The 21,493-nt window shown below is 66.6% G+C and carries 20 protein-coding genes; all 20 read left to right on the forward strand.

All coding sequences use genetic code 11. The annotated features are described in order from the left end of the window. Positions 1-306: 306 nt before the first annotated feature. The 20 genes from mraZ (at position 307) to FB478_RS00360 (ending at position 21,454) form a co-directional block, all read left to right on the forward strand. Positions 307-735 (forward strand): division/cell wall cluster transcriptional repressor MraZ, encoded by a 429-nt coding sequence (mraZ, locus tag FB478_RS00265; RefSeq protein ID WP_018763545.1) that lies wholly within the window; start codon positions 307-309, stop codon positions 733-735. A 167-nt stretch (positions 736-902) separates the two neighbouring features. Further along, positions 903-1,895 carry a 16S rRNA (cytosine(1402)-N(4))-methyltransferase RsmH gene (rsmH, locus tag FB478_RS00270; protein ID WP_056389746.1) on the forward strand — a complete coding sequence of 331 codons (993 nt, stop codon included), beginning with the start codon at positions 903-905 and terminating at the stop codon, positions 1,893-1,895. After that, a complete protein-coding gene (locus tag FB478_RS00275) occupies positions 1,892-2,611 on the forward strand; it encodes a hypothetical protein (protein WP_056389747.1) in 720 nt (239 codons plus the stop codon). The genes rsmH and FB478_RS00275 overlap by 4 nt, the downstream gene beginning before the upstream one ends. A gap of 48 nt (positions 2,612-2,659) precedes the next feature. Continuing rightward, the gene (locus FB478_RS00280) at positions 2,660-4,465 is read left to right on the forward strand and encodes a penicillin-binding protein 2 (protein WP_018771514.1); all 1,806 of its coding nucleotides are present in this window, start codon (positions 2,660-2,662) and stop codon (positions 4,463-4,465) included. Between the two features lie 96 nt (positions 4,466-4,561). After that, positions 4,562-6,193, forward strand: a complete 1,632-nt coding sequence (locus tag FB478_RS00285; protein WP_056389750.1) for a UDP-N-acetylmuramoyl-L-alanyl-D-glutamate--2,6-diaminopimelate ligase — start codon at positions 4,562-4,564, stop codon at positions 6,191-6,193. Between the two features lie 6 nt (positions 6,194-6,199). Further along, complete coding sequence (gene murF, locus FB478_RS00290) at positions 6,200-7,663, forward strand: UDP-N-acetylmuramoyl-tripeptide--D-alanyl-D-alanine ligase (protein ID WP_056389752.1); 1,464 nt, start codon at positions 6,200-6,202, stop codon at positions 7,661-7,663. Next, positions 7,660-8,769, forward strand: a complete 1,110-nt coding sequence (gene mraY, locus FB478_RS00295) for a phospho-N-acetylmuramoyl-pentapeptide-transferase (RefSeq protein WP_018771517.1) — start codon at positions 7,660-7,662, stop codon at positions 8,767-8,769. Before murF ends, mraY begins: the two co-directional genes overlap by 4 nt. Beyond that, a complete protein-coding gene (murD, locus tag FB478_RS00300) occupies positions 8,751-10,328 on the forward strand; it encodes a UDP-N-acetylmuramoyl-L-alanine--D-glutamate ligase (RefSeq protein ID WP_186447701.1) in 1,578 nt (525 codons plus the stop codon). Before mraY ends, murD begins: the two co-directional genes overlap by 19 nt. Before the next feature lie 2 nt (positions 10,329-10,330). After that, positions 10,331-11,665 carry a putative lipid II flippase FtsW gene (gene ftsW, locus FB478_RS00305; protein WP_144599597.1) on the forward strand — a complete coding sequence of 445 codons (1,335 nt, stop codon included), beginning with the start codon at positions 10,331-10,333 and terminating at the stop codon, positions 11,663-11,665. 6 nt (positions 11,666-11,671) lie between these two features. Next, entirely contained in the window at positions 11,672-12,772 is a 1,101-nt protein-coding gene (gene murG / locus FB478_RS00310; RefSeq protein WP_144599599.1) for an undecaprenyldiphospho-muramoylpentapeptide beta-N-acetylglucosaminyltransferase, read from the forward strand. Next, positions 12,769-14,145, forward strand: coding sequence for a UDP-N-acetylmuramate--L-alanine ligase (gene murC / locus FB478_RS00315; RefSeq protein ID WP_144599601.1), 1,377 nt, complete (start codon positions 12,769-12,771; stop codon positions 14,143-14,145). Before murG ends, murC begins: the two co-directional genes overlap by 4 nt. Further along, positions 14,138-15,085 carry a cell division protein FtsQ/DivIB gene (locus tag FB478_RS00320; protein WP_395858333.1) on the forward strand — a complete coding sequence of 316 codons (948 nt, stop codon included), beginning with the start codon at positions 14,138-14,140 and terminating at the stop codon, positions 15,083-15,085. The genes murC and FB478_RS00320 overlap by 8 nt, the downstream gene beginning before the upstream one ends. Before the next feature lie 184 nt (positions 15,086-15,269). After that, entirely contained in the window at positions 15,270-16,523 is a 1,254-nt protein-coding gene (gene ftsZ, locus FB478_RS00325; protein ID WP_018771523.1) for a cell division protein FtsZ, read from the forward strand. Between the two features lie 8 nt (positions 16,524-16,531). Continuing rightward, positions 16,532-17,221 (forward strand): peptidoglycan editing factor PgeF, encoded by a 690-nt coding sequence (gene pgeF, locus FB478_RS00330; RefSeq protein WP_018771524.1) that lies wholly within the window; start codon positions 16,532-16,534, stop codon positions 17,219-17,221. Beyond that, positions 17,214-17,966 carry a YggS family pyridoxal phosphate-dependent enzyme gene (locus tag FB478_RS00335; protein ID WP_144599603.1) on the forward strand — a complete coding sequence of 251 codons (753 nt, stop codon included), beginning with the start codon at positions 17,214-17,216 and terminating at the stop codon, positions 17,964-17,966. The genes pgeF and FB478_RS00335 overlap by 8 nt, the downstream gene beginning before the upstream one ends. A gap of 90 nt (positions 17,967-18,056) precedes the next feature. Beyond that, positions 18,057-18,587, forward strand: coding sequence for a cell division protein SepF (locus FB478_RS00340; protein WP_018771526.1), 531 nt, complete (start codon positions 18,057-18,059; stop codon positions 18,585-18,587). Positions 18,588-18,721: 134 nt separating this feature from the next. Beyond that, positions 18,722-19,009, forward strand: a complete 288-nt coding sequence (locus tag FB478_RS00345; protein ID WP_018771527.1) for a YggT family protein — start codon at positions 18,722-18,724, stop codon at positions 19,007-19,009. A 176-nt stretch (positions 19,010-19,185) separates the two neighbouring features. Then, positions 19,186-19,869, forward strand: a complete 684-nt coding sequence (locus tag FB478_RS00350) for a DivIVA domain-containing protein (RefSeq protein WP_056389772.1) — start codon at positions 19,186-19,188, stop codon at positions 19,867-19,869. Positions 19,870-19,962: 93 nt separating this feature from the next. Then, positions 19,963-20,535, forward strand: coding sequence for a signal peptidase II (lspA, locus tag FB478_RS00355; RefSeq protein WP_144599605.1), 573 nt, complete (start codon positions 19,963-19,965; stop codon positions 20,533-20,535). Further along, entirely contained in the window at positions 20,528-21,454 is a 927-nt protein-coding gene (locus tag FB478_RS00360) for an RluA family pseudouridine synthase (protein WP_056389777.1), read from the forward strand. The genes lspA and FB478_RS00360 overlap by 8 nt, the downstream gene beginning before the upstream one ends. The last annotated feature ends 39 nt before the right edge of the window (positions 21,455-21,493 follow it).

The following is a 21,493-nucleotide window of genomic DNA, read 5'->3' on the forward strand; positions in this document are numbered from 1 at the left end:
TCTCCCCCTCGAGGAGGGGGACTGCACGAAAAGACCCGCTGCGGCGGGTCTTTTCGTGTTTAACGGCAATTCCGCCGTCCGGGCGGCCCTGGGACTCCAGTTCGCCCCGCCCTGAGCAAAAAGTCCTCCACTTTCCACCACGGCCTGGATTCCGCGCCATTTCAAGGGCCATTTCCCACAAATTACCTGCTCACATGGCAGTTTCGCGTTGACTGTGGTGGAAAGTGGAGTAATGTGGAGGACATAAGAGGGTGGTTGCAACATTAGGGGATGTGCAGTTCCTGACTACGGACAGGCGGTGGGCCAGTGTTTCTGGGCACACACTCGCCGCGTCTGGATGAAAAGGGACGGATCATTCTCCCCGCCAAGTTCCGCGAGGAGCTTGCCAGCGGCCTGGTGCTCACGAGGGGCCAGGAACGTTGCATCTACGTCTTCAGCGAGAAGGAATTTGCACGGGTCCACGAGCAAATGCGGGAGGCGCCAATCTCCTCCAAGCAGGCACGTGACTATATCCGCGTATTTCTCTCTGGAGCCTCTGACGAGGTACCTGACAAGCAGGGGCGCGTGACCATTCCACCGGCGCTCCGGGAGTATGCAGGACTCGGAAGGGAACTTGCCGTCATCGGCGCCGGTACCCGCGCCGAGATCTGGGACGCCCAGGCTTGGAATGAATACCTTGCGGAGAAGGAAACAGCCTTTTCCGAAACTGACGATCCCATTCCGGGCATTCTCTGAATTCCGGAGCGGGGCGGCAGGTGGCTTCTTGGATGAGATCTCCAGCCGGCCCACCGGCTGCCAACCTGGCTCACCTTCCCCGGAGCCAGGCGGGCGAAACGGTAGGCGCGGATGGGGATCTGGTCCCAGAAGCAGCAGGTGACAACGACGGCGGGAAAGGACCAGGCATGACCGATCAACCCAAGCCCACGTCCGAACGCCATGTGCCGGTCCTTCGCGACCGGTGCATCAATTTGCTGGCACCGGGATTCGAAGCAGCAAGGCTCCGCGGCGAAACCCCCATCGCGGTGGACGCCACCCTTGGCATGGGCGGTCATTCCGAGGCGATGCTCCAGCGGTTTCCCGACCTCCACCTCATCGGCATTGACCGTGACGAGGAAGCACTCTCCCTGGCGGGGGAGCGGCTGGCTCCGTTCGCCGCCCGGATCGACCTGGTCCACGCGGTGTACGACGAGATCCAGGACGTCCTGGAGGACCTCGGTGTGGCGGAAGTGCACGGGATCCTGATGGACCTGGGTGTTTCCTCCCTGCAGCTGGATGAGCGTGAACGCGGTTTCGCCTACTCATTTGACGCGCCCCTGGACATGCGCATGGACACCAGCCGGGGCCAGACCGCGGCGGACGTGGTCAATACCTACAGCGAAGAGGACCTGGTCCGGATTATCCGCAAATGGGGCGAGGAAAAGTTCGCCGGACGGATTGCCAACAGGATCGTCGCGGCACGGGCCATCAAACCGTTCACCACCACCGGCGAACTGGTGGAGCAGATCCGTTCCGTGGTTCCCGCTTCTGCAGCGAAGTCCGGTGGACATCCTGCCAAGCGGACCTTCCAGGCCCTCAGGATCGAGGTCAACGAGGAACTCGACGTCCTGGAGCGTGCCGTCCCCGCCGCCGTGGCCTCGCTGGCTCTCGGGGGCCGCATCGTGGTCATGTCCTACCACTCCCTGGAGGACAAAATCGTCAAAGGCGTTCTCCAGGCCCGCTCCAAGTCTTCCGCTCCCCTTGGCTTCCCCGTTGAGCTGGAAGAACACAAGCCCGAACTCAAGACCCTGACCAAAGGCACCGAGGTGCCCACCGCCGTCGAAATCGCCGAAAATCCGCGCGCTGCCTCCGCCAGGCTCCGCGCGGCAGAACGAATCAGAGCCAGGAGAGCTGCATGAGCACCGCCGCCGTCAAGAACTTTCCCGTTGTCTCAGGCAGTTCGGCGGCCGACACCCGGCGCGCGGCCGACCCCGCCGGTGGACGGAAGGGCCGCACCCCGCTTTCCGTGGTCCGCACTGCGCCGCGGAAACGCCGGGCGCCGTTCGTCGTCCTTTGCTTTGCCATGCTCGCAGTGGCGTTGATGGCGGTGCTGGTCCTGAATATCTCGGTGTCCACCGCCCAGTACCAGCTGGTGGAACTGCGTGCCAAGCAGAGCACGCTGACCAAGACGAACCAGGACCTCACCCAGCAGGTGCAGAACTTCGAGGCCCCGCAGAACCTGGCGGCCAAGGCCACCGAACTGGGAATGGTGGCCTCCACCGTCAAGGGCCAGATCGACCTGTCCACGCTGTCAGTGACAGGAAAGGCCACGCCTGCGGTCAAGGGCGCAGCAGCGGGAGCCGTTATCCCATCGCCGGCGGTGGCCGGACAGCTTATTGTGCCGCCTGCCTCCAAGGGTGACACGGCGGACAAGGCCAGGACGGCAGATACCGGCAAGGCTCCTGCCGCCGCTCCCTCTGCCGCCGCTCCCTCCGCCGGCGCTGCCCAGGCCCCTGCTGCCCAGGCCGCTGCCGCGCAGGCTGCCGCAGCCGCTGCGGCTGCCGCGGCAACTCCGGCGCCCGAGCTTCACGGCGGCTCTGTTCCGGCGCCCCAGCAGAAGGTCCCCGGACAGTAGGCCAGCAGGCAGGTCAGGCAGCAGCGTCGAGCAGCAAGGAATATCACGGTGGCGGAGACGACCGGCAAAGCAGGAAAAAGCAAGGAACCCAACGCCACCAAGCGCTTGCGACTGGGACTGGGCGTCATGCTCACGCTCCTGCTGGTGGTGGGCGGGAAGCTCTTCCTGGTCCAGGGGCTTGACGTCGGCGGCATGGCCGAAGCGGCACTGAACAGCCGGATGACCTCGGCGATCCTTCCGGCCGAGCGCGGCAGCATCCTGGACTCACGCGGCACCGTTCTTGCCAACAGCGTGATCCGGTACAACATCGTGGTGGACCAGCGCGTCAACACCAAAACGGACGCCTACAAACGCCTCGAGCCCCAGGCCGACGGCCACGACAAACTGGTGGACGTCAGCCGCGACCAGGCGATCTCAGAACTTGCCGCGGCATTGGGCATGGACTCAAACGCGGTCCGTGACGCAGTGACGGGGGAACAGCCCTATTACATTGTGGCCAAGGACGTAAAGCCCGACGTCGAGGACCGCATTTCCAAGCTCCAGGTGCCCGGCATCGTGGCCGAGGGCGTCAGCAAACGCGTCTACCCCAACGGCGCCGTGGCCGGGGGAGTTGTGGGCTTCCTCCAGGACGGCACCACGGGCCAGGCAGGCATCGAGCAGACCCAGGACGACCAGCTCAAGGGCAAAGACGGCAAGCGCCTGTTCGAGATCGGTGCCGACGGGCTCCGCATCCCGGTGGGTCTTGACGAGCTGACCCCGCCGCAAAACGGCAAGGACGTCAAACTCACGCTCAATTCCGATCTTCAGTACTTTGCCCAGCAGGCCATCCAGAGCCAGGCGGACAAACTCAGTGCCGAATGGGGCGTCATCATTGTGATGGACGCCAAGACCGGGAACCTCCTGGCCCTGGCCGATACCAACTCCCCGGACCCCAACAACCCGGGGCTGGTGGCGGCCAAGGACCGCGGCGTCCGTTCCGTGACGGCCGCCTATGAGCCCGGCTCGGTGGAGAAGATGATGACCGCTGCAGCCGTCATCGACGAGGGACTCGCCAGCCCCCTGGACCATTTCACTATTCCACCCACCTACACCGTGGACGGCCAGACCTTCAGCGACGCGTTTGCCCATGGCACCGAGGAACGGACACTGGCCGGCATCATCGGTTACTCCATGAACACCGGAACGGTTATGGCCGGACAGCGGCTCAGCAAGGAACAACGCTACGACTGGCTGAAGAAGTTCGGCATCGGCGAGGCACCGGACATCGGACTTCCCGCTACGGCATCGGGCATCCTCACGCCGGCGGACCAATGGGACGGACGCCAGCAGTACACCGTCCTGTTCGGGCAGGGCGTTTCGCAGTCCACCCTCCAGACAGTCCGTGCCTACCAGAGCATCGCGAACAACGGCGTCATGCTGCAGCCGCGGCTGATCGATTCCTACATTTCCCCCGACGGCGCCGAGGAGAAAGTGCCGGCCCAGCCGTCGCGGCAGATTGTCTCCGAAAGCACGGCCCAACAGGTCCAGGACATCCTTGAAAGCGCTGTCACCGAAGGCGAAATCAAGGACGCCGGGATCGACGGCTACCGCGTTGGGGCCAAGACCGGCACGTCCGAATCACCGTGCGACGACGGCAAGTCCGGCTACTGCGGGTACACGGCCTCCATCGTGGGAATGGCGCCGATGGATGATCCCCGGTTTATTGTGGAGGTGGTGCTCCAGCGGCCGAAGGGCAGCATCTACGGCATCACCAACGGACCGGTGTTCCGGTCCGTCATGAGCCAGACGCTGCGGACCTACAACGTCCAGCCTTCCACCGGCCAGCCGGCCAGAATGCCGCAGTACGCCAAGTAGCAGCTGCGCCACGCCGGAAGTACCAGCAGCATCCAGCGCATCACAGTGCCCGGCGCGAACCATGCCGGGCACGCACTAGCACCATCGGAGATCCCCTTGTCAGAGTTCACCACGCCCGGCAACGACACGGCCCGGGACGACACGCCGGGCCGCTTCCGGCCTGCAGCCGTAGCGGCCGTGCCGCTGGCCGCCGTCGGACAGGCCGTTGGCGTAGCCGTCCCCGCCCCTGCCGCCGACGTGGAAATCACTGGCATCTCGATCAACTCACGCACCGTGGAGCCCGGCGACCTGTATGTGGCCCTCCCCGGGGCAAGCAGGCACGGGGCTGACTTCGCCACGGATGCCATCGGCGCCGGAGCTGCCGCCGTCCTCACGGACGAGGCCGGGGCGCGCCTGCTTGCCCTGTCCGCGGACACGCCCGTGCCCGTGCTCGTCGTCGACAATCCGCGCAACGAGGTGGGCCCCCTCTCCGCCATGATTTACCGGAGCCAGTCCGGCGACGGCCGCCCGCTGCAGCTTTTCGGCGTCACCGGGACCAACGGGAAGACCACCACCACCTACTTCATCACCTCCCTGCTGCGTGCACTGGGCCGCCAGCCGGGCCTGATCGGCACCATCGAGATCCTGGCCGGCGCAGAGCCGATCCCCAGCCTCCTCACCACGCCGGAATCGCCCGAAGTCCACGGGCTCCTCGCCCTCATGCACGAACGCGGGCTCGACACCGCAGCCATGGAGGTGTCCTCCCACGCCATCTCGTACCAGCGGGTGGATGGCCTGCTCTTCGACGTCGCCGGATTCACCAACCTCACCCAGGACCACCTGGACCTGCACCACACCATGGACGGCTACTTCGCCACCAAAGCCGAACTCTTCACACCGGGGCGCGCCCGGGCTGCCGTGGTGACGGTCGACGACGAGTGGGGACGGCGCCTGGCCGCCACCACCCAGCTGCCCGTCACCACGCTCAGCACCAGCGGCCAGGCCGCCGCGGACTGGACGGTCAGCGCTGCCTCGCCGCGCGGGCTCGGTACCGACTTCACCCTGACGGGGCCGGCCGGCGCCGTCCTGAACATCCACACCGGTTTGCCCGGCAGTTTCAACGTTGCCAACGCGGCCCTGGCGACACTCATGGTGCTCACGTCCGGGGTGGAAGTCCCCGACCTCCAGGCCGCCCTGGACAGCAGCGACCCGTTCACCGTGGCCGTGCCGGGACGGATGCAGCTGGTCGCCGAGCAGCCCGCCGCCGTGGTGGACTTCGCGCACAACACCGACGCCCTGGCGCGGGCCCTGGAGGCAGTCCGCTCGCCGGAACCGGACTCCCGCCTGATCGTCGTCTTCGGCGCCACAGGCCAACGGGACCAGGGCAAGCGGCCGGCCATGGGAGCCATTGCCGCCCGGCTTGCTGACACCGTGATCATCACCGATGACGACCCGCACGACGAAGACGCAGCAGCCATCCGGGCCGACGTGCTCGCCGGTGCCCGGGAAGCCGTGGAAAAGGAATCCCTGCAGGCCGACATCCTCGAGGTCTTTCCGCGGGACGAGGCCATCCGGCACGCCGCAGCGTTGGCGCGGCCGCAGGACACCATCCTGGTGGCAGGCCGCGGCCACGAGGTCTGGCAGGAAGTGAAGGGTGTGAACCTCGCCCTGGACGACAGGGTGGAGCTGCGCAGCGCCTTGACAGCCAGGGGATTCAACGTTCTCCACGACGACCGGATAGAGTCCTAGACCGAGATGATTGCATTTACTGCGGCGGAAATCGCCGAAATCACCAGCGGGCGCCTGGACGCCGATCCCGGAATTACGCCCCTCTCGGTGGTGACGGATTCACGCGAAGCCACCCCCGGTTCGCTGTACGTCGCAAAGCCGGGCGAGAACGCCGATGGCCACGACTTCATCGACGCTGCCTTTGCAGCGGGCGCCGTCCTGGCACTCGTCGAGCGCACCGTCGAGGCGCCGGAAGGCACTGCCTACCCGGCCGTCGTGGTTGAGGATGCAGTCCTGGCAATGGGCGCCCTTGCCGCCGAAGCCGTCCGGCGGATCCGCTCCGCCCGCTCAGAAGGGGGGGAGCAGCTTACCGTCGTGGGGATCACCGGTTCGGCCGGCAAGACCACCACCAAGGACCTGCTGGCCGGCATCCTGGCCGGACAGGGCAACACCGTGGCGCCGCAGGGCTCCTACAACGGTGAGGTGGGCGTTCCGCTGACCGTCTTCCGGGCGGACACCGACACCCGCTACCTTGTCATCGAGATGGGAGCCACGGGCATCGGCCACATCCGCTACCTCGCGGAGATGGTCAAGCCGGACATCGGAGTGGTCCTGGCAGTCGGAACTGCACATGCCGGCGAGTTCGGGGGCGTGGAAAACATAGCGCAGGCGAAGGGCGAGATGGTTGAGGGCCTTTCCGCCGCCGGCACCGCCATCATCAATCTCGACGATGAACGCGTCGCCGCCATGCGCAGCCGTACCCCGGCCAAGGTCCTCGGCTTCTCCGCCGACGGACACCGGGACGCCCAGGTGCAGGCCCTGAATGCCGACACCAACGCCGGCGGCAGCCCAGAATTCGACCTGCAGCTGCCCGACGGCGGTGCTCCCCGCCACGTGGCCAGCCGGCTTATCGGAGCGCACCACACTGGAAACCTGCTGGCAGCCGCGGCTGCCGCATGGGCCGCCGGAGTACCGGCAGACCACATCGCAGCTTCGCTGAGCAGCCAGGCCGCCGCCAGCCGCTGGCGCATGGAACGCACGGAGCGGCCGGACGGCGTCACCGTGATCAACGACGCCTACAACGCCAACCCCGAATCGATGCGCGCAGCCCTCCGCACGCTGGCCGACCTTGGCCGCGGCCGCCGCACCTGGGCGGTCCTCGGAGCCATGCTGGAACTGGGGGATGACTCCATCCGCGAGCACACCGCCGTGGGCACCCAAGTGGTGCGCCTCAACATTTCCAGGCTGCTGGTGGTGGGCCGGGAGGCGCGGGCGCTCTACGTCTCCGCCGTGCAGGAAGGGTCCTGGGGCGACGAATGCCTCTTTGCCGAAACCGTGGAGGAGGCCCACGACATCCTGGACACCGAACTCCAGCCGGGTGACCTGGTGCTGTTCAAGTCCTCCAACAGTGTGGGGCTTCGCCATTTGGGCGATCGGATAGCATTACCCCCAACCCCGACACCTGCCGACGAAAGGAGCACTCTGCTGTGATTGCTCTGCTGATCGGCGCAGGCCTGGCCCTGCTCTTCGCCCTGGTGGGCACCCCCCTTTTCATCCGCCTCCTGGTGCACCGCGGCTACGGCCAGTTCATCCGCGACGACGGCCCGACGTCGCACCACACCAAGCGTGGAACGCCCACCATGGGCGGAACCGTCGTCGTAGCCGCGGTACTGCTGAGCTACGGGCTAACGCACCTCATCATGCTGATGATGAACCCGGATTCGCCCGGGCCGTCCGCTTCGGCACTGATCCTGCTGTTCCTCATGGTCGGAATGGGCCTGGTGGGATTCCTGGACGACTTCATCAAGATCTCGCGGCAGCGGAGCCTGGGCCTCAACGCCAAGGCGAAGCTCATCCTCCAGGGAGCCGTCGGCATCATCTTCGCCATCCTGGCGTTGAACTTCCCCAACAGCGCGGGCCTGACGCCGGCGTCAACGAAGATTTCGCTGGTCCGCGACCTGCCATGGCTCGACCTCGCCTTCGGCGGAACCGTCCTCGGCGCCATCCTGTTCGTCATCTGGTCCAACCTGATCGTCACCGCCGCCACCAATGGCGTGAACCTCACGGACGGCCTGGATGGCCTTGCCGCGGGAGCCTCGATCATGGTGTTCGGTGCATATACCCTCATGGGCATATGGCAGAGCAACCAGGCCTGCGGCTCGCCCCGGGAAGCCGGCAGCGGCTGCTACCTGGTCCGGGATCCCCTTGATTTGGCCCTGCTGGCGGCGATCCTGAGCGCCGCCCTGGTGGGCTTCCTGTGGTGGAACACCTCGCCGGCCAAGATCTTCATGGGCGACACCGGGTCATTGGCTATTGGCGGAGCGGTGGCCGGCTTTGCCATCCTTTCCCGGACCGAGCTCCTGCTCGGCATTGTGGGCGGCCTCTTCGTGCTGATCACCCTGTCCGTCATCATCCAGGTGGGCTACTTCAAAGCCACCGGCGGTAAACGCGTGTTCAAGATGGCGCCGCTGCAGCACCACTTCGAGCTGAAGGGGTGGGCCGAAGTCACCGTCGTGGTCCGGTTCTGGATCCTGGGCGGCCTCTTCGTCGCTGTCGGGCTTGGCATCTTCTACGCTGAATGGGTTGTACTGCTGTGACCGTTTCCCCCCGCCTGGCAAACCTTGTCTCCTGGGACTCCGACTGGGCCGGCCTCCGCGTGGTCGTGACCGGCATCGGAGTATCCGGCTTCGCCGCCGCAGACACGCTGATCGAACTCGGTGCACGCGTGGTGGTGGTCGATGCTGCCACCAGCGACACGGCCCGGGCCCATGCCGACACCCTAAAGATCGTGGGCGCCGCCGACGTGCTGCTGGGACCGGACGCCGTCACCCACATACCCCGCATCGACGGCGAACTACCCGAACTGATCGTGACGTCACCCGGATGGCGCCCGGACCAGGCCCTGCTGGCTGCCGCGGCCCGGGCACACATTCCCGTCTGGGGCGACGTCGAACTAGCCTGGCGGGTGCGCACCCGGGAAGGCCGGAAGACGGCCGACTGGCTTGCCATCACGGGCACCAACGGCAAGACCACCACGGTTGGACTCACCGAATCGATGCTGCGTGCCGCCGGGCTCAAGGCGATCGCGGTGGGAAACGTCGGCACCCCTATCCTCGATGCCCTGCGGGACCCCGTGGAGTACGACGTCTTCGCCGTCGAACTCTCCAGTTTCCAGCTCCACTGGGCGGAATCCGTGTCGCCGGTAGCCAGCGTCTGCCTCAATGTGGCCGAAGACCACGTGGACTGGCACGGTTCCTACGACTCGTATCTCGCCGACAAGGCCAAGGTCTACGAGCGAACCCAAAAGGCCTGCATCTATAACGCGGAGCAGGTGGAAACCGAACGCATGGTGGAAAACGCGGATGTGGTGGAGGGTTGCCGCGCTGTGGGCTTCACGACGGTCACTCCCGCGGTCAGCATGCTCGGAGTGGTGGAAGGACTACTGGTGGACCGGGCGTTCATTGAGGAACGCAGGAACAGCGCTGCCGAGCTGGCCTCAATGACCGACCTTGGTCCGCTGGCTCCGCGCCACATGGTTGCCAATGCCCTGGCCGCCGCCGGCCTCGTGCGCGCGTACGGTGTGGACGCCAAGGCTGTCCGCCAAGGCATCCTGGACTATGTCCCGGGCGACCACCGGATCCAGCCTGTAGCCCGCCTGAACGGCGTCCTTTGGGTCAACGACTCCAAAGCCACCAACCCGCATGCGGCGTCCGCATCCCTGTCGGCCTTCAGCAACGTGGTCTGGATCGCCGGCGGCCTCTCCAAGGGCGTGAGCTACGACGACCTGGTGAGGGACCACGCAGCCCGGCTCAAGGCCGTGGTACTGATCGGAACGGACTCTTCCCAGCTCCGGGAGGCCCTCCGGCGACACGCGCCCGATGTCCCGGTGATCGAGCCGGGGGCAGGCGAGACTGAAGGAGTGCAGACTGCTTCGGCGCCCGGTGGCACTTCCGCCGGTTCCACCGGCAACGGAGAACAGGTGATGTCCCGGGCCGTTGCGTCAGCGGCACGGCTCGCCGAATCCGGCGACACCGTGCTGATGGCGCCGGCAGCTGCTTCCATGGATCAGTTCTCTTCCTACGCTCACCGTGGTGGTACTTTCATCGACGCTGTCCGCGAGCTGGTGGAAGGGAAGGCCCAGACCGGCGAGGAGTAACGATGGTCAGCACGCCCACCCGGCCGAAGGGTGGCAAGCCGCAGGGTGGCAAGCCACGCCCCGGCTCCACGGCCACCCGGCAGCCTGCTGCGGCGGGCGCGAAGCTGCGGACCCTCTACCGCCGGTTCTGGTCGGCGCTGGAGGGAACAGGCACGTCCCGGAACGGCTCCACGTACTACCTCATCCTCGGCGCCACGCTTGCGTTGACGGCTATCGGGATCATGATGGTCCTCTCCGCCTCCAGCGTTGAGTCCATCGCTGCCGGCAAGTCCCCCTACGGGGACGCCCTGAAACAGGGGGTCTTCGCAGCGATCGGCATCTTCACCATGTTCGTGCTCTCGCGGATCAACGTCGTCTGGCTGAAGCGCCTCGCATGGCCCGCCGTGGGTGTTGCCGTGCTGCTCCTGGGCCTGGTGCAGGTGGTGGGAGACGAGGTCAACGGCAACCGGAACTGGATCGACCTGGGCGGGATCACCTTCCAGCCTTCCGAAGCGGCCAAACTCGCCCTTGCGCTGTGGCTGGCAACGGTGCTGGCCCGGAAGGGCAAACTGCTCAGCCGGTGGCAGCACGTGCTGGTCCCCGCAGTGCCCATGGCAGCCATCGTCATCGTGCTGATCCTGGTGGGCAACGACCTCGGCACCGCCATGATCATCATGATGATCATGGCCGCCGCACTGTTCTTCGCAGGTGTTCCGCTTTACCTCTTCGGCATCGCCGGCATCATCGCTGCTGCCGGCACCGCTGTCATGGCCATCACCAGCTCCAACCGCATGTGCCGCATCACCTCGTGGTGGACCGGCCAGTCCTGCGCCGACGGCATCGACGCCAACTACCAGGCCACCAACGGCATGTACGGCCTTGCCTCCGGCGGCTGGCTGGGTGTGGGCCTGGGGCAGAGCCGGCAAAAGTACAGCTGGATCCCCGAAGCCCACAACGACTTCATCTTCGCCATCATCGGCGAGGAACTCGGCCTGGTGGGGACCGTCGTCGTCCTGGTCCTTTTTGCCATCCTGGGTGCCGCCATCTACCGCGTGGTGGTGGCACAGGAGGACATGTTCCACCGGGTCCTGGCCGGCACCATCATGGTCTGGCTGCTGGGCCAGGCAACCGTGAACATGTCCGTGGTCACGGGTTTGATGCCCGTCATCGGCGTGCCGCTGCCGTTCATTTCCTACGGTGGCTCGGCGCTGCTGATGTCACTGTGCGCCGTGGGCGTTGTCCTCTCGCTGGCGCGGGAGCAGATGGCTCCGGCCATGCGGCCCAAACGGATGCTGAAGTTCAAGGCCCGGCCAAGGCGGAAACAGAACCAACCAGAGAATTCCAGAAAGCGTGCCTGACCCCAAATGACTGCGACACACCCTTCCATTGTCCTGGCCGGCGGCGGAACGGCGGGCCATATCAGCCCGCTGCTCGCCATCGCCGCCGCCCTCCGGAGCGAAGCCCCGGATGCCGCCATCCTGGCGGTTGGTACGCCCTCAGGCATGGAAACCCGGCTGGTTCCGGCCGCCGGCGTGCAGCTGGCCACGATCGACCGCGTGCCGCTTCCGCGCAAGCCCTCCGCAGACCTGCTCCGCCTGCCGGCCAGGCTGGCCGGCGCAGTCCGCCAGGCCGGCGCCATCCTGGACCGGGCGCAGGCCGATGTCCTGGTGGGCGTAGGCGGTTACGTATGCACGCCGATGTACCTGGCGGCGCGGAAGCGCCGGATCCCCATGGTGATCCATGAAGCCAACGCCCGTCCGGGACTGGCCAACCGCGTGGGGGCCTTCCTGAAGGGCCGGGTTGCCGTGGCCTTCGAGGGCACCCCGCTGCCCAATGCCGTGCACGTGGGCATGCCCATGCGGAAGGAGATTTCCGGCCTGGACCGGAAGAGCGCCCGCACCGCCGCACGCGAGGCGCTGGGGCTCGATCCCCAGCAGCCGACCCTGATCGTCACCGGCGGTTCCTCCGGCGCCCAGAGCATCAACCGGACAATCGCCGCCGCCGTTGGCCACCTTGCGGACGCCGGTATCCAGACCCTCCACATCACCGGCCGCGGCAAGACAGTCCTGGACCAAACGGGCCAACCCCTCGCTGCGGATGGCTACCGGCAGGTGGAGTACATCGACGGCATGGAGCTTGCCTATGCCGCGGCCGACCTTCTCCTGGCCCGGTCGGGAGCGGCAACGGTGAGCGAAGTGGCCGCAGTCGGCGTCCCGGCAGTCCTGGTGCCGCTGCCCATCGGAAACGGGGAACAGGCGCTGAACGCGGCCGGCCTGGTCGCCGCAGGCGGAGCAGTGCTGGTGGCCGACCGTGACTTCACTCCGGAATGGGTTGCCCGGGAGCTGATCCCGCTGGTCACCGATAAAGCACGGCTGGCCGAAATGGAAGCCAAGTCCTACCGGCTCGGAATCCGAAATGCCGACCAGCGCATGGCTGGTCTTGTCCTGGAAGCGGTATCTGCATGAGCCCCCACAACACCCCCCGGCTGGAATCCCTGGGAAAGGTGCACTTCATCGGCATCGGGGGAGTCGGCATGTCCGCCGTGGCCCGCATCATGGTGGCGCGCGGAGTCCCGGTCAGCGGATCCGATGCGAAGGACCTGCCCGTCATGGCCGACCTCGCCGCGGCCGGGGCGCGCATCGCCGTCGGCTATTCCGCCGGAAACCTGGCCGACGCGCAGACCGTGGTTGCGGGCTCGGCCATCCGCGGGGACAACCCCGAGCTCGCCACGGCGCGGAAGGCGGGACTGCCGGTGCTGCACCGGTCCCAGGCCCTGGCAGCCACCATGGGCGACGACACCGTGGTAACGGTCGCTGGAACACACGGCAAGTCCACCACCACCTCGATGGTGACGGTGCTGCTCCGCGCGGCGGGCCTGGATCCGTCCTTTGCCGTCGGCGCCAACATCCCCGCACTCGGCGTGAACGCTGCGCATGGTACGTCCGGGATCTTCGTCGCCGAGGCTGATGAATCCGACGGCTCCTTCCTGAACTACCGGCCCCGCATCGCCGTCGTCACCAACGTGGAACCTGACCACCTTGATTACTACGGCACCGCTGAAGCCGTCTACGAGTCGTTCGACCGCTTCACGGCCCTGTTGCCCGCTGACGGCCTCCTGGTGGCCTGCGCCGACGACGCCGGAGCCCTGGCCCTGGCGGAGCGGACCCGGGCGCGGGGCAACACACGGGTGGTCCTGTACGGCACCGGTGATGCGGCGGACGTCAGGCTGGACGACGGCGGCCCGGGGCAGGTTGCCATATCCGCCGGCGGTGCGCGGTTCCCTTTGTCATTGCAGGTGCCCGGACGGCACAACGCGCTGAACGCCGCAGCCGCCTTTGCGGTGGCCCTAGAACTCGGGGTGGACGCGGCAGCCGCGGCCGCCGGCCTGGCCCGCTTCTCCGGCGCATCCCGCCGCTTTGAGCTCAAAGGTGGGGCACGGGGCGTGCGGGTATTCGACGACTACGCGCACCACCCCACGGAGGTCCGCGCCGCCCTCACCGCAGCCCGCTCGGTGGCAGGCGGCCACAAGGTCCATGTCCTGTTCCAGCCGCACCTGTTTTCCCGGACCCGTGAATTCGCGGCAGAGTTCGCCGATGCCCTGAACCTGGCCGATACCGCCCTGGTCCTGGACATCTACCCGGCGAGGGAAGACCCGATCCCGGGCGTCACGAGCCAGCTCATCGCGGACCACCTCACGGAGGGCGGTCGGCTGGTCACGGCCGACGACGCCGTAGGCACCCTGGCACGGGCCGCTGCGGACGGGGACGTTGTCCTTACCGTGGGCGCCGGCGACGTCACAGCCTACGGCCCGAAAATTGTGGAGGCACTGAGTGCCTAGCTCCCGACGCCCCACCTACGCCCCGGCCGCCCGGAACAGGCGGCCCGATCCCGGCTCCGGGAAAACCGCCGCGAACAACGCAGGTGACAATGCCCCCAAGGGGGCCGCATCTTCCCCGACCCCCGCAGCCGGTGGCAGCGGCGACGTGATTACCGCATCCCGCAGCGTCCCGGACCAGGCGCCCTCCAATCCGGCCAAGGAACAGCAGGCCTCCGGCGCGACAGTCCTTGCGTTCCCTGAGCCCAAAGGCCGGCGCCGCCGGAAGAAGATCCTCCTCGCCGTGGGAACGGTGCTGGTTCTGGTGGCCGGGCTGCTGGCCGGAGCCGTCTACTCACCGGTCCTTGCCCTGCAGAACGTCTCGGTGACAGGCACGCGGCTGCTCAACCCGGCCCAGGTGCAGGCTGCGCTGGAGCCCCTGCGTGGCAAGCCGCTGCCGCAGATCAGCGACAACGACGTCCGCAGGCTGCTGGACAACCTGATCCAGGTCAAGTCGGTGTCCGTCGAGGCACGGCCGCCGTCCACCCTCGCCGTCGCAGTGCACGAGCGGGTGCCCGTGGCGCTGGTCAAGCAGGGGGAGCAGTACCAGCTGGTGGACGTCGACGGCGTCCAGCTGGCTACCACGGACGATCCGGCGTCGGCGTCGCTGCCGGTGATCGACGGCGGCGCCGGCGCGATCGGCCAGGACCTGTTCCGCGCCACCGCCGCCGTCCTGGGGGCCCTGCCGGCCGACGTGCTGGCGAAGCTCTCGAACGCGTCCGCGCAGTCCGTGGACGCCGTTGAACTCAAGCTGGTGGACGGCCAGACCATCGTGTGGGGCAACGCCTCCGAGAAGGAACTCAAGGCCAAGGTCCTGGCCGCCCTCCTCAAGGCTCCGGCCGATCCCAAGAATCCGGTCAGGGTCTACGATGTCAGTGTGCCCCGGCACCCCGTGACGCGCTGAGCGCTTTCTTTCCCGGTATTAATCCGACACGCGGACCCGGTTATTGAATGTGGGAACCAGAGGAAATACCGTCACAGACAAGAGTTACTTGACATAACTATAACCTTCAACTCGAAGGTTAAGGTTGCAGGCTTCAAGCTCTCCATCAGTTTTCGCAATAAGACACGAACAAGGGACACGTAACGTGGCAGCTCCGCAGAATTACTTGGCCGTCATCAAAGTCGTCGGCATCGGCGGCGGTGGCGTGAACGCAGTCAACCGCATGATCGAGGTCGGCCTCAGGGGTGTTGAATTCATCGCCATCAACACCGACGCCCAGGCCCTGCTCATGAGCGACGCCGACGTGAAGCTCGACGTCGGACGGGAACTGACCCGGGGCCTGGGCGCCGGCGCCAATCCCGAGGTGGGCAAGCAGGCCGCCGAGGACCACGCGGACGAGATCGAGGAAGTCCTGCGCGGCGCCGACATGGTCTTCGTCACCGCCGGCGAAGGCGGCGGCACCGGTACCGGCGGCGCGCCCGTCGTCGCCCGCATTGCCCGCTCGCTCGGCGCCCTGACCATCGGCGTGGTCACCCGCCCGTTCACCTTCGAGGGCCGCCGCCGTGCCGGTTCCGCCGAGGCCGGCATCGACGCCCTGCGCGACGAGGTGGATACCCTGATCGTGATCCCCAACGACCGTTTGCTGTCCATCAGCGACCGCAACGTGTCCGTGCTCGACGCCTTCCGCTCCGCGGACCAGGTCCTGCTGTCCGGTGTCCAGGGCATCACCGACCTCATCACCACGCCCGGCCTGATCAACCTGGACTTCGCCGACGTCAAGTCCGTCATGCAGGGTGCCGGCTCGGCCCTCATGGGCATCGGTTCCGCCCGTGGCGAAGACCGCGCCGTCAAGGCGGCCGAACTGGCCATCGCCTCGCCGCTGCTGGAAGCGTCCATCGACGGCGCCCACGGCGTCCTGCTGTCCATCCAGGGCGGCTCGGACCTTGGCCTGTTCGAAATCAACGAGGCTGCGCGGCTGGTCCAGGAAGTGGCCCACCCCGAGGCCAATATCATCTTCGGTGCCGTCATCGACGATGCCCTGGGCGATGAAGCACGCGTCACGGTCATCGCTGCCGGATTCGACGACGTCAAGGCCACCTCGCCCTCCATGGACCAGTCCCAGCCGCAGACCGCCCCGCAGCGGCCCGCTGCCCCTGCCGCGGCGCCCGCCTCTGCCCACCCCCAAAACGGAAACCACCAGGGCAACGGAAACCACCAGCAGAACGTCCAGCCGATCCATGCCGGTGTTGGTGCCGCGGGACTCAGCAACTGGGGGCAGCAGCGCCCCGCTGCCGTCCCCGCTGACTCGGGCTTCGACGTCGACCTGCCCTCCGTCGTGGAGCCGGACCTGACCGGCACCCACCCGGATGACCTGGATGTCCCCGACTTCCTGAAGTAGGCACCGGTTTGTTCCACTGGCGCGCCGACATCCTCCCCGGGGTGTCGGCCGCATTCACCGACGTGCATGCGGGAAACCTTGCCCTGCATGTAGGAGACGATCCCGCTGCCGTCCTGGAGCGCAGGGCACGCCTGGAGCGGTCCATCGGAGTCGCGCCCCGGGCGCTCCGCTTCATGAACCAGGTCCACGGGACCAGCGTGGCGCTGATGGAAGCGGAGTCTCCCGGCCCTGAAGCCGACGCCATGGTGTCCCGCGGACTTCCGCTGGCCGTCATGGTTGCGGACTGCATTCCGGTGCTGCTTGCCGGGGAGTCCGCGGCCGGGCCCGTGATTGCCGCGGTGCACGCCGGCCGCCCGGGCATCGCAAACGGTGTCCTTCCTGCCGCCGTGGACAGCATGCAGTCCCTTGGCGCGTCACGGATCCGGGCCTGGCTGGGACCCTCAATCTGCGGGTCCTGCTACGAGGTTCCTGCAGCACTGCGGGATGAGGTGGCTGCCGTGGTCCCCGCCGCCCGGAGCACCACGTCCTGGGGGACACCTGCCCTGGACCTTCCTGCCGGTGCGCGCAGCCAGCTCGAGGGTGCGGGCGTGGGCGTGGAATACGCAGGGGGCTGCACCCTTGAGACGGAAACGCTCTATTCGTACCGCCGCGACCGCAATACCGGCCGTTTTGCCGGGTTGGTCTGGTGCCATGACTGAGGTTGCAGGTACCGGGCACGGCAGTGCGGATGACTCGCGCAGTGCCGAACTTGCGGAACGGCTTGCCGCCGTACGGAAGCGCATCGCAGCCGCGGCTGCGGGCGCCGGCCGCGGGGACAGGCTGCCCTCCCTGATCGTGGTCACGAAGTTCCACCCCGCGGACGATATCCGGCGCCTGGCCGCCCTTGGAGTTACGGATGTGGGCGAGAACCGGGACCAGGAGGCTGCCGCCAAAGCCCTCGAGCTGGCAGACCTGGACCTGACGTGGCATTTCGTTGGCCAACTGCAGACCAAGAAGGCCAAGTCCGTGGCCCGCTATGCCTCCGCCGTCCATTCCGTAGACCGGCCCCAGCTCGTGGAGGCGCTGGCCAAGGCGGTTCGCCACGAAATGGACGCCACCGGGCGGGCACCCCTGGACTGCTTCATCCAGGTCAGCCTTGAGCACGACGGCGGCACGCACCGCGGCGGTGCGGACCCCACCGACGTGCCACTCCTGGCAGAACGGGTCGCCGGGTCGGAAGGCCTGAACCTGGCCGGCGTGATGGCAGTTGCCCCGCTGGGCGCGCCACCTGAGCCGGCGTTCGAACAGCTCGCGGGAATTTCCGCCCGGCTGGCTGCGGACTACCCCTCCGCCACTGCCATATCGGCAGGCATGAGCCAGGACCTGGAGGCGGCCATTAAGTTCGGGGCGACACACCTGCGAATCGGTTCGGATGTTCTCGGTTCCCGTCCCGCCGTGGGGTAGCGTCGGAGCTATTGGAAGTGATGGGCGGGGGACTCCAGTGCTGTCAAATCATTGGGCGGCCCGCTTACGGGACACGATTAGGAGTCGACCATGGCCGGCGCTCTGCGCAAGACAATGATCTATCTTGGGCTCGCCGACGGCGATGAGCATTACGAGCCCGAGCAAACGACCACACGTAAGGATGAGGACGAACCGATGGAAGTTGACCGCGAGGAACGCCGCGCTCCGGCGCCGGTCCGCGAAGTCAGCCGCGAGGCGTCCTACGCCCCTGAAGAGGAATACCGCGCCCCTGTGACCCCCATTAAGCGTGCGGCTTCCAGCCGCGAAGAGAACACTGGACTTCGCCAGATCACTACCATCCACCCGCGCTCCTACAACGATGCCAAGCTCATCGGTGAGAGTTTCCGGGACGGGATTCCGGTGATCATGAACGTCACGGACATGGGTGAGGCCGATGCCAAGCGCCTGGTGGACTTCTCGGCCGGACTTGTCTTTGGCCTGAGGGGAAGCATTGAGCGGGTGACCAACAAGGTGTTCCTGCTCTCACCGTCCTACGTTGAAGTGATCGGTGACGACAAGAAGGCCAGCGATACGCAGGCCAGTTTTTTCAACCAAAGCTGAGCGCAGAGGCTGCACACAGATGCCAGGCAGGGACACCTGTCTGGCATCTGTGCTGAAATAGACAAGACACCGGCAGTACGATCCCGGCCGCCACGATGGATGGGCCGCACGAACATGGAGATATGAAATAAGTCATGGGAATTGTTTTCGGACTTCTCTATCTCGCCCTGCTGCTGTTCTTTGTCGCCCTCATCATCCGCCTGGTGTTCGACTGGGTGCAGATGTTTGCCAGGGACTGGCGGCCCCGGGGCGCGGCTCTGGTGGTGGCGCACGCCGTGTATTCCATTACCGACCCGCCGCTGAAGGGCCTGCGGCGCATGATTCCGCCGCTCCGGCTCGGCGGCGTCTCCCTGGACCTGGGCTTCCTGATCCTGTTCATCGGCGTCAGCATTGCGATGAGCGTCACCAGGGGACTGGCCTGATTTACCCACCAGGGCCGGGCAATGCAAGGTGTTCCCCCCGGGAACAGCTAGTGTAAAGCGAAGAAACCTCGCGTTTGACACCGCAGTGTTGAATTAGAGTAAGCAGACCAAATTTAGGTACCGTAGTTTTGACGGCCGGAAGGCCTACTGACTAACCAGACCAGTGAGGTGACCAGATGGCTTTGACGCCAGAAGACGTTGTCAACAAGCGCTTTCAGCCCACCAAGTTCCGCGAGGGCTATGACCAGGACGAGGTTGACGACTTCCTGGACGAAATCGTCGTTGAACTCCGCCGCCTGAACCAGGAAAACGACGAGCTCCGCAAGAAGCTCGCCGAAGCAGGTTCGAGTGTTCCGGCCAGCTCAGCTGCCGCCCCCGTGGTGGAGAAGGTCCCCGCGCCGGTCAAGGCCGACAAGGACGAGGCCCGTGAAAAGGCTGAGGCCGAGGCGAAGGCTGCCGAAGCCAAGAAGAAGGACATCCAGCCGGCTGCCCCGGCTGCCGCCGCACCGGCCGCCCCTGCAGGCGTGGCCACTCCTTCCGCTGAATCCGCTGCCGGCCTGCTGGCCATGGCGCAGCAGATGCACGACCGCCACGTCGCCGACGGACAGGCCCAGAAGGACAAGATCATCGCCGAAGCGCAGATCGAAGCCAGCAGCCTCGTCAACGACGCCCAGGAGAAGTCCCGCAAGATCCTCGGCGCGCTGGAGCAGCAGCGCTCCGTCCTGGAACGCAAGGTGGAGCAGCTCCGCGGCTTCGAACGCGACTACCGTTCACGCCTGAAGGCCTACATCGAGGGCCAGCTCCGCGACCTGGATGCCCGCGGCTCCGTAGCGACCCCGGAAGTCAGCGAAGCCAACTAAGTCTGGCAGCACGTATTCTGAAAGCCGGTGGCTGAGGATTCCTCGGCCACCGGCTTTTGGCATTGAGACCCAGCACCACGAATTGAAAGCACCATGACTGACGAACTCGCTGCGGATGCGGCACGCCCTGTCCCACCCTCACCACGCCCGCGCCGGGCAGTGCTGCTGTCCCTGTTCGCCGGGTTCGCGGTTTTCGCCTACGTCCTGGACCAGCTGACCAAACTCTGGGTCACGTCCACCATGGTGGAAGGGGAGCGGATTCCCGTCCTGCCGCCCCTCCTGCACTGGTACTTCATCCGGAATTCGGGTGCCGCGTTTTCCATTGGTGAGAATGTCACGTGGGTGTTTTCCATCATCATGGCCGCCGTGGCCGTCGCCATCCTTTTCCAGGTGCGCAGGCTGGGTTCTGCCTGGTGGTCCCTTGCCTTGGGTTTGCTGCTCGGCGGGGCCCTGGGCAACCTCACCGACCGGCTCTTCCGCGAACCGTCCTTCGGCATGGGCCACGTGGTGGACTTCATCCAGCTGCCCAATTTCGCCATCTTCAACATCGCCGACTCGGCCGTCGTCTCCGCCGTCGCCATCATCTGCATCCTGACCATCCGCGGAATCGCGCTGGACGGAACCCGGCTGGGGAACGCGCACAAGGAAAAGACCGCCCATGACTGAGCGCGTTGTGGTGGCTGACGAATACGGCGGGACGCGGGCTGACGCCGGGCTGGCCGGCCTTTTGGGGGTATCCCGTTCCGTGGCCGCGTCCCTGCTGGCGGAGGGCCACGTCCTGAACCGGGGCAAGGCACTGGGAAAGTCGGCAAAACTTGTGGCCGGGGACGTCCTGGACGTCACCGTCCCGGAGCGGCGTGACCCGCTGGAAGTCGTGGAGGAGATTGTGGAAGGCCTGAACATCCTGCTCGACGACGACGATTTCGTCGTCGTCGACAAACCCGTGGGCGTGGCCGCCCATCCCTCGCCCGGCTGGGTGGGGCCCACAGTGGTAGGGGGCCTGGCCGCCGCCGGGTACCGCATCTCCACGTCGGGTGCCCCGGAGCGGGCAGGAATCGTCCACCGCCTCGACGTCGGGACCTCCGGCGTGATGGTCGTGGCCAAGTCCGAGCGGGCCTACACAGCCCTGAAACGCGCCTTCAAGGAGCGCACGGTGGACAAGGTCTACCACGCGGTGGTGCAGGGCCTTCCCGATCCCCTGACCGGGACCATCGACGCCCCCATCGGACGCCACCCCGGGCATGACTGGCGTTTTGCCGTAATCGAGGATGGCCGCCCCTCGGTGACCCATTACGAGGTCCTGGAGGCATTCGGCAAGGCCAGCCTGGTGGAGGTCCACCTTGAAACCGGGCGGACCCACCAGATCCGGGTCCACTTCTCCGCACTCCGCCACCCCTGCGCCGGCGACCTCACGTACGGCGCCGACCCCCGCCTTGCCGCCACCCTTGGGCTTACCCGCCAGTGGCTGCACGCCCGGGCACTGTCATTCGACCACCCCGTGACGGGGGAGCGCGTCACGGTCACCAGCGACTACCCCCAGGACCTGGCTTACGCACTGGAAGTACTCGAATCGGGACAGGCCTGACACGGGCCTCCTGGCGGAGCAGCAAAGCGGCAGCGCTTA

Origin of the sequence: Arthrobacter sp. AG367 (assembly GCF_007828995.1) — a bacterium.
GTDB lineage: Bacteria > Actinomycetota > Actinomycetes > Actinomycetales > Micrococcaceae > Arthrobacter.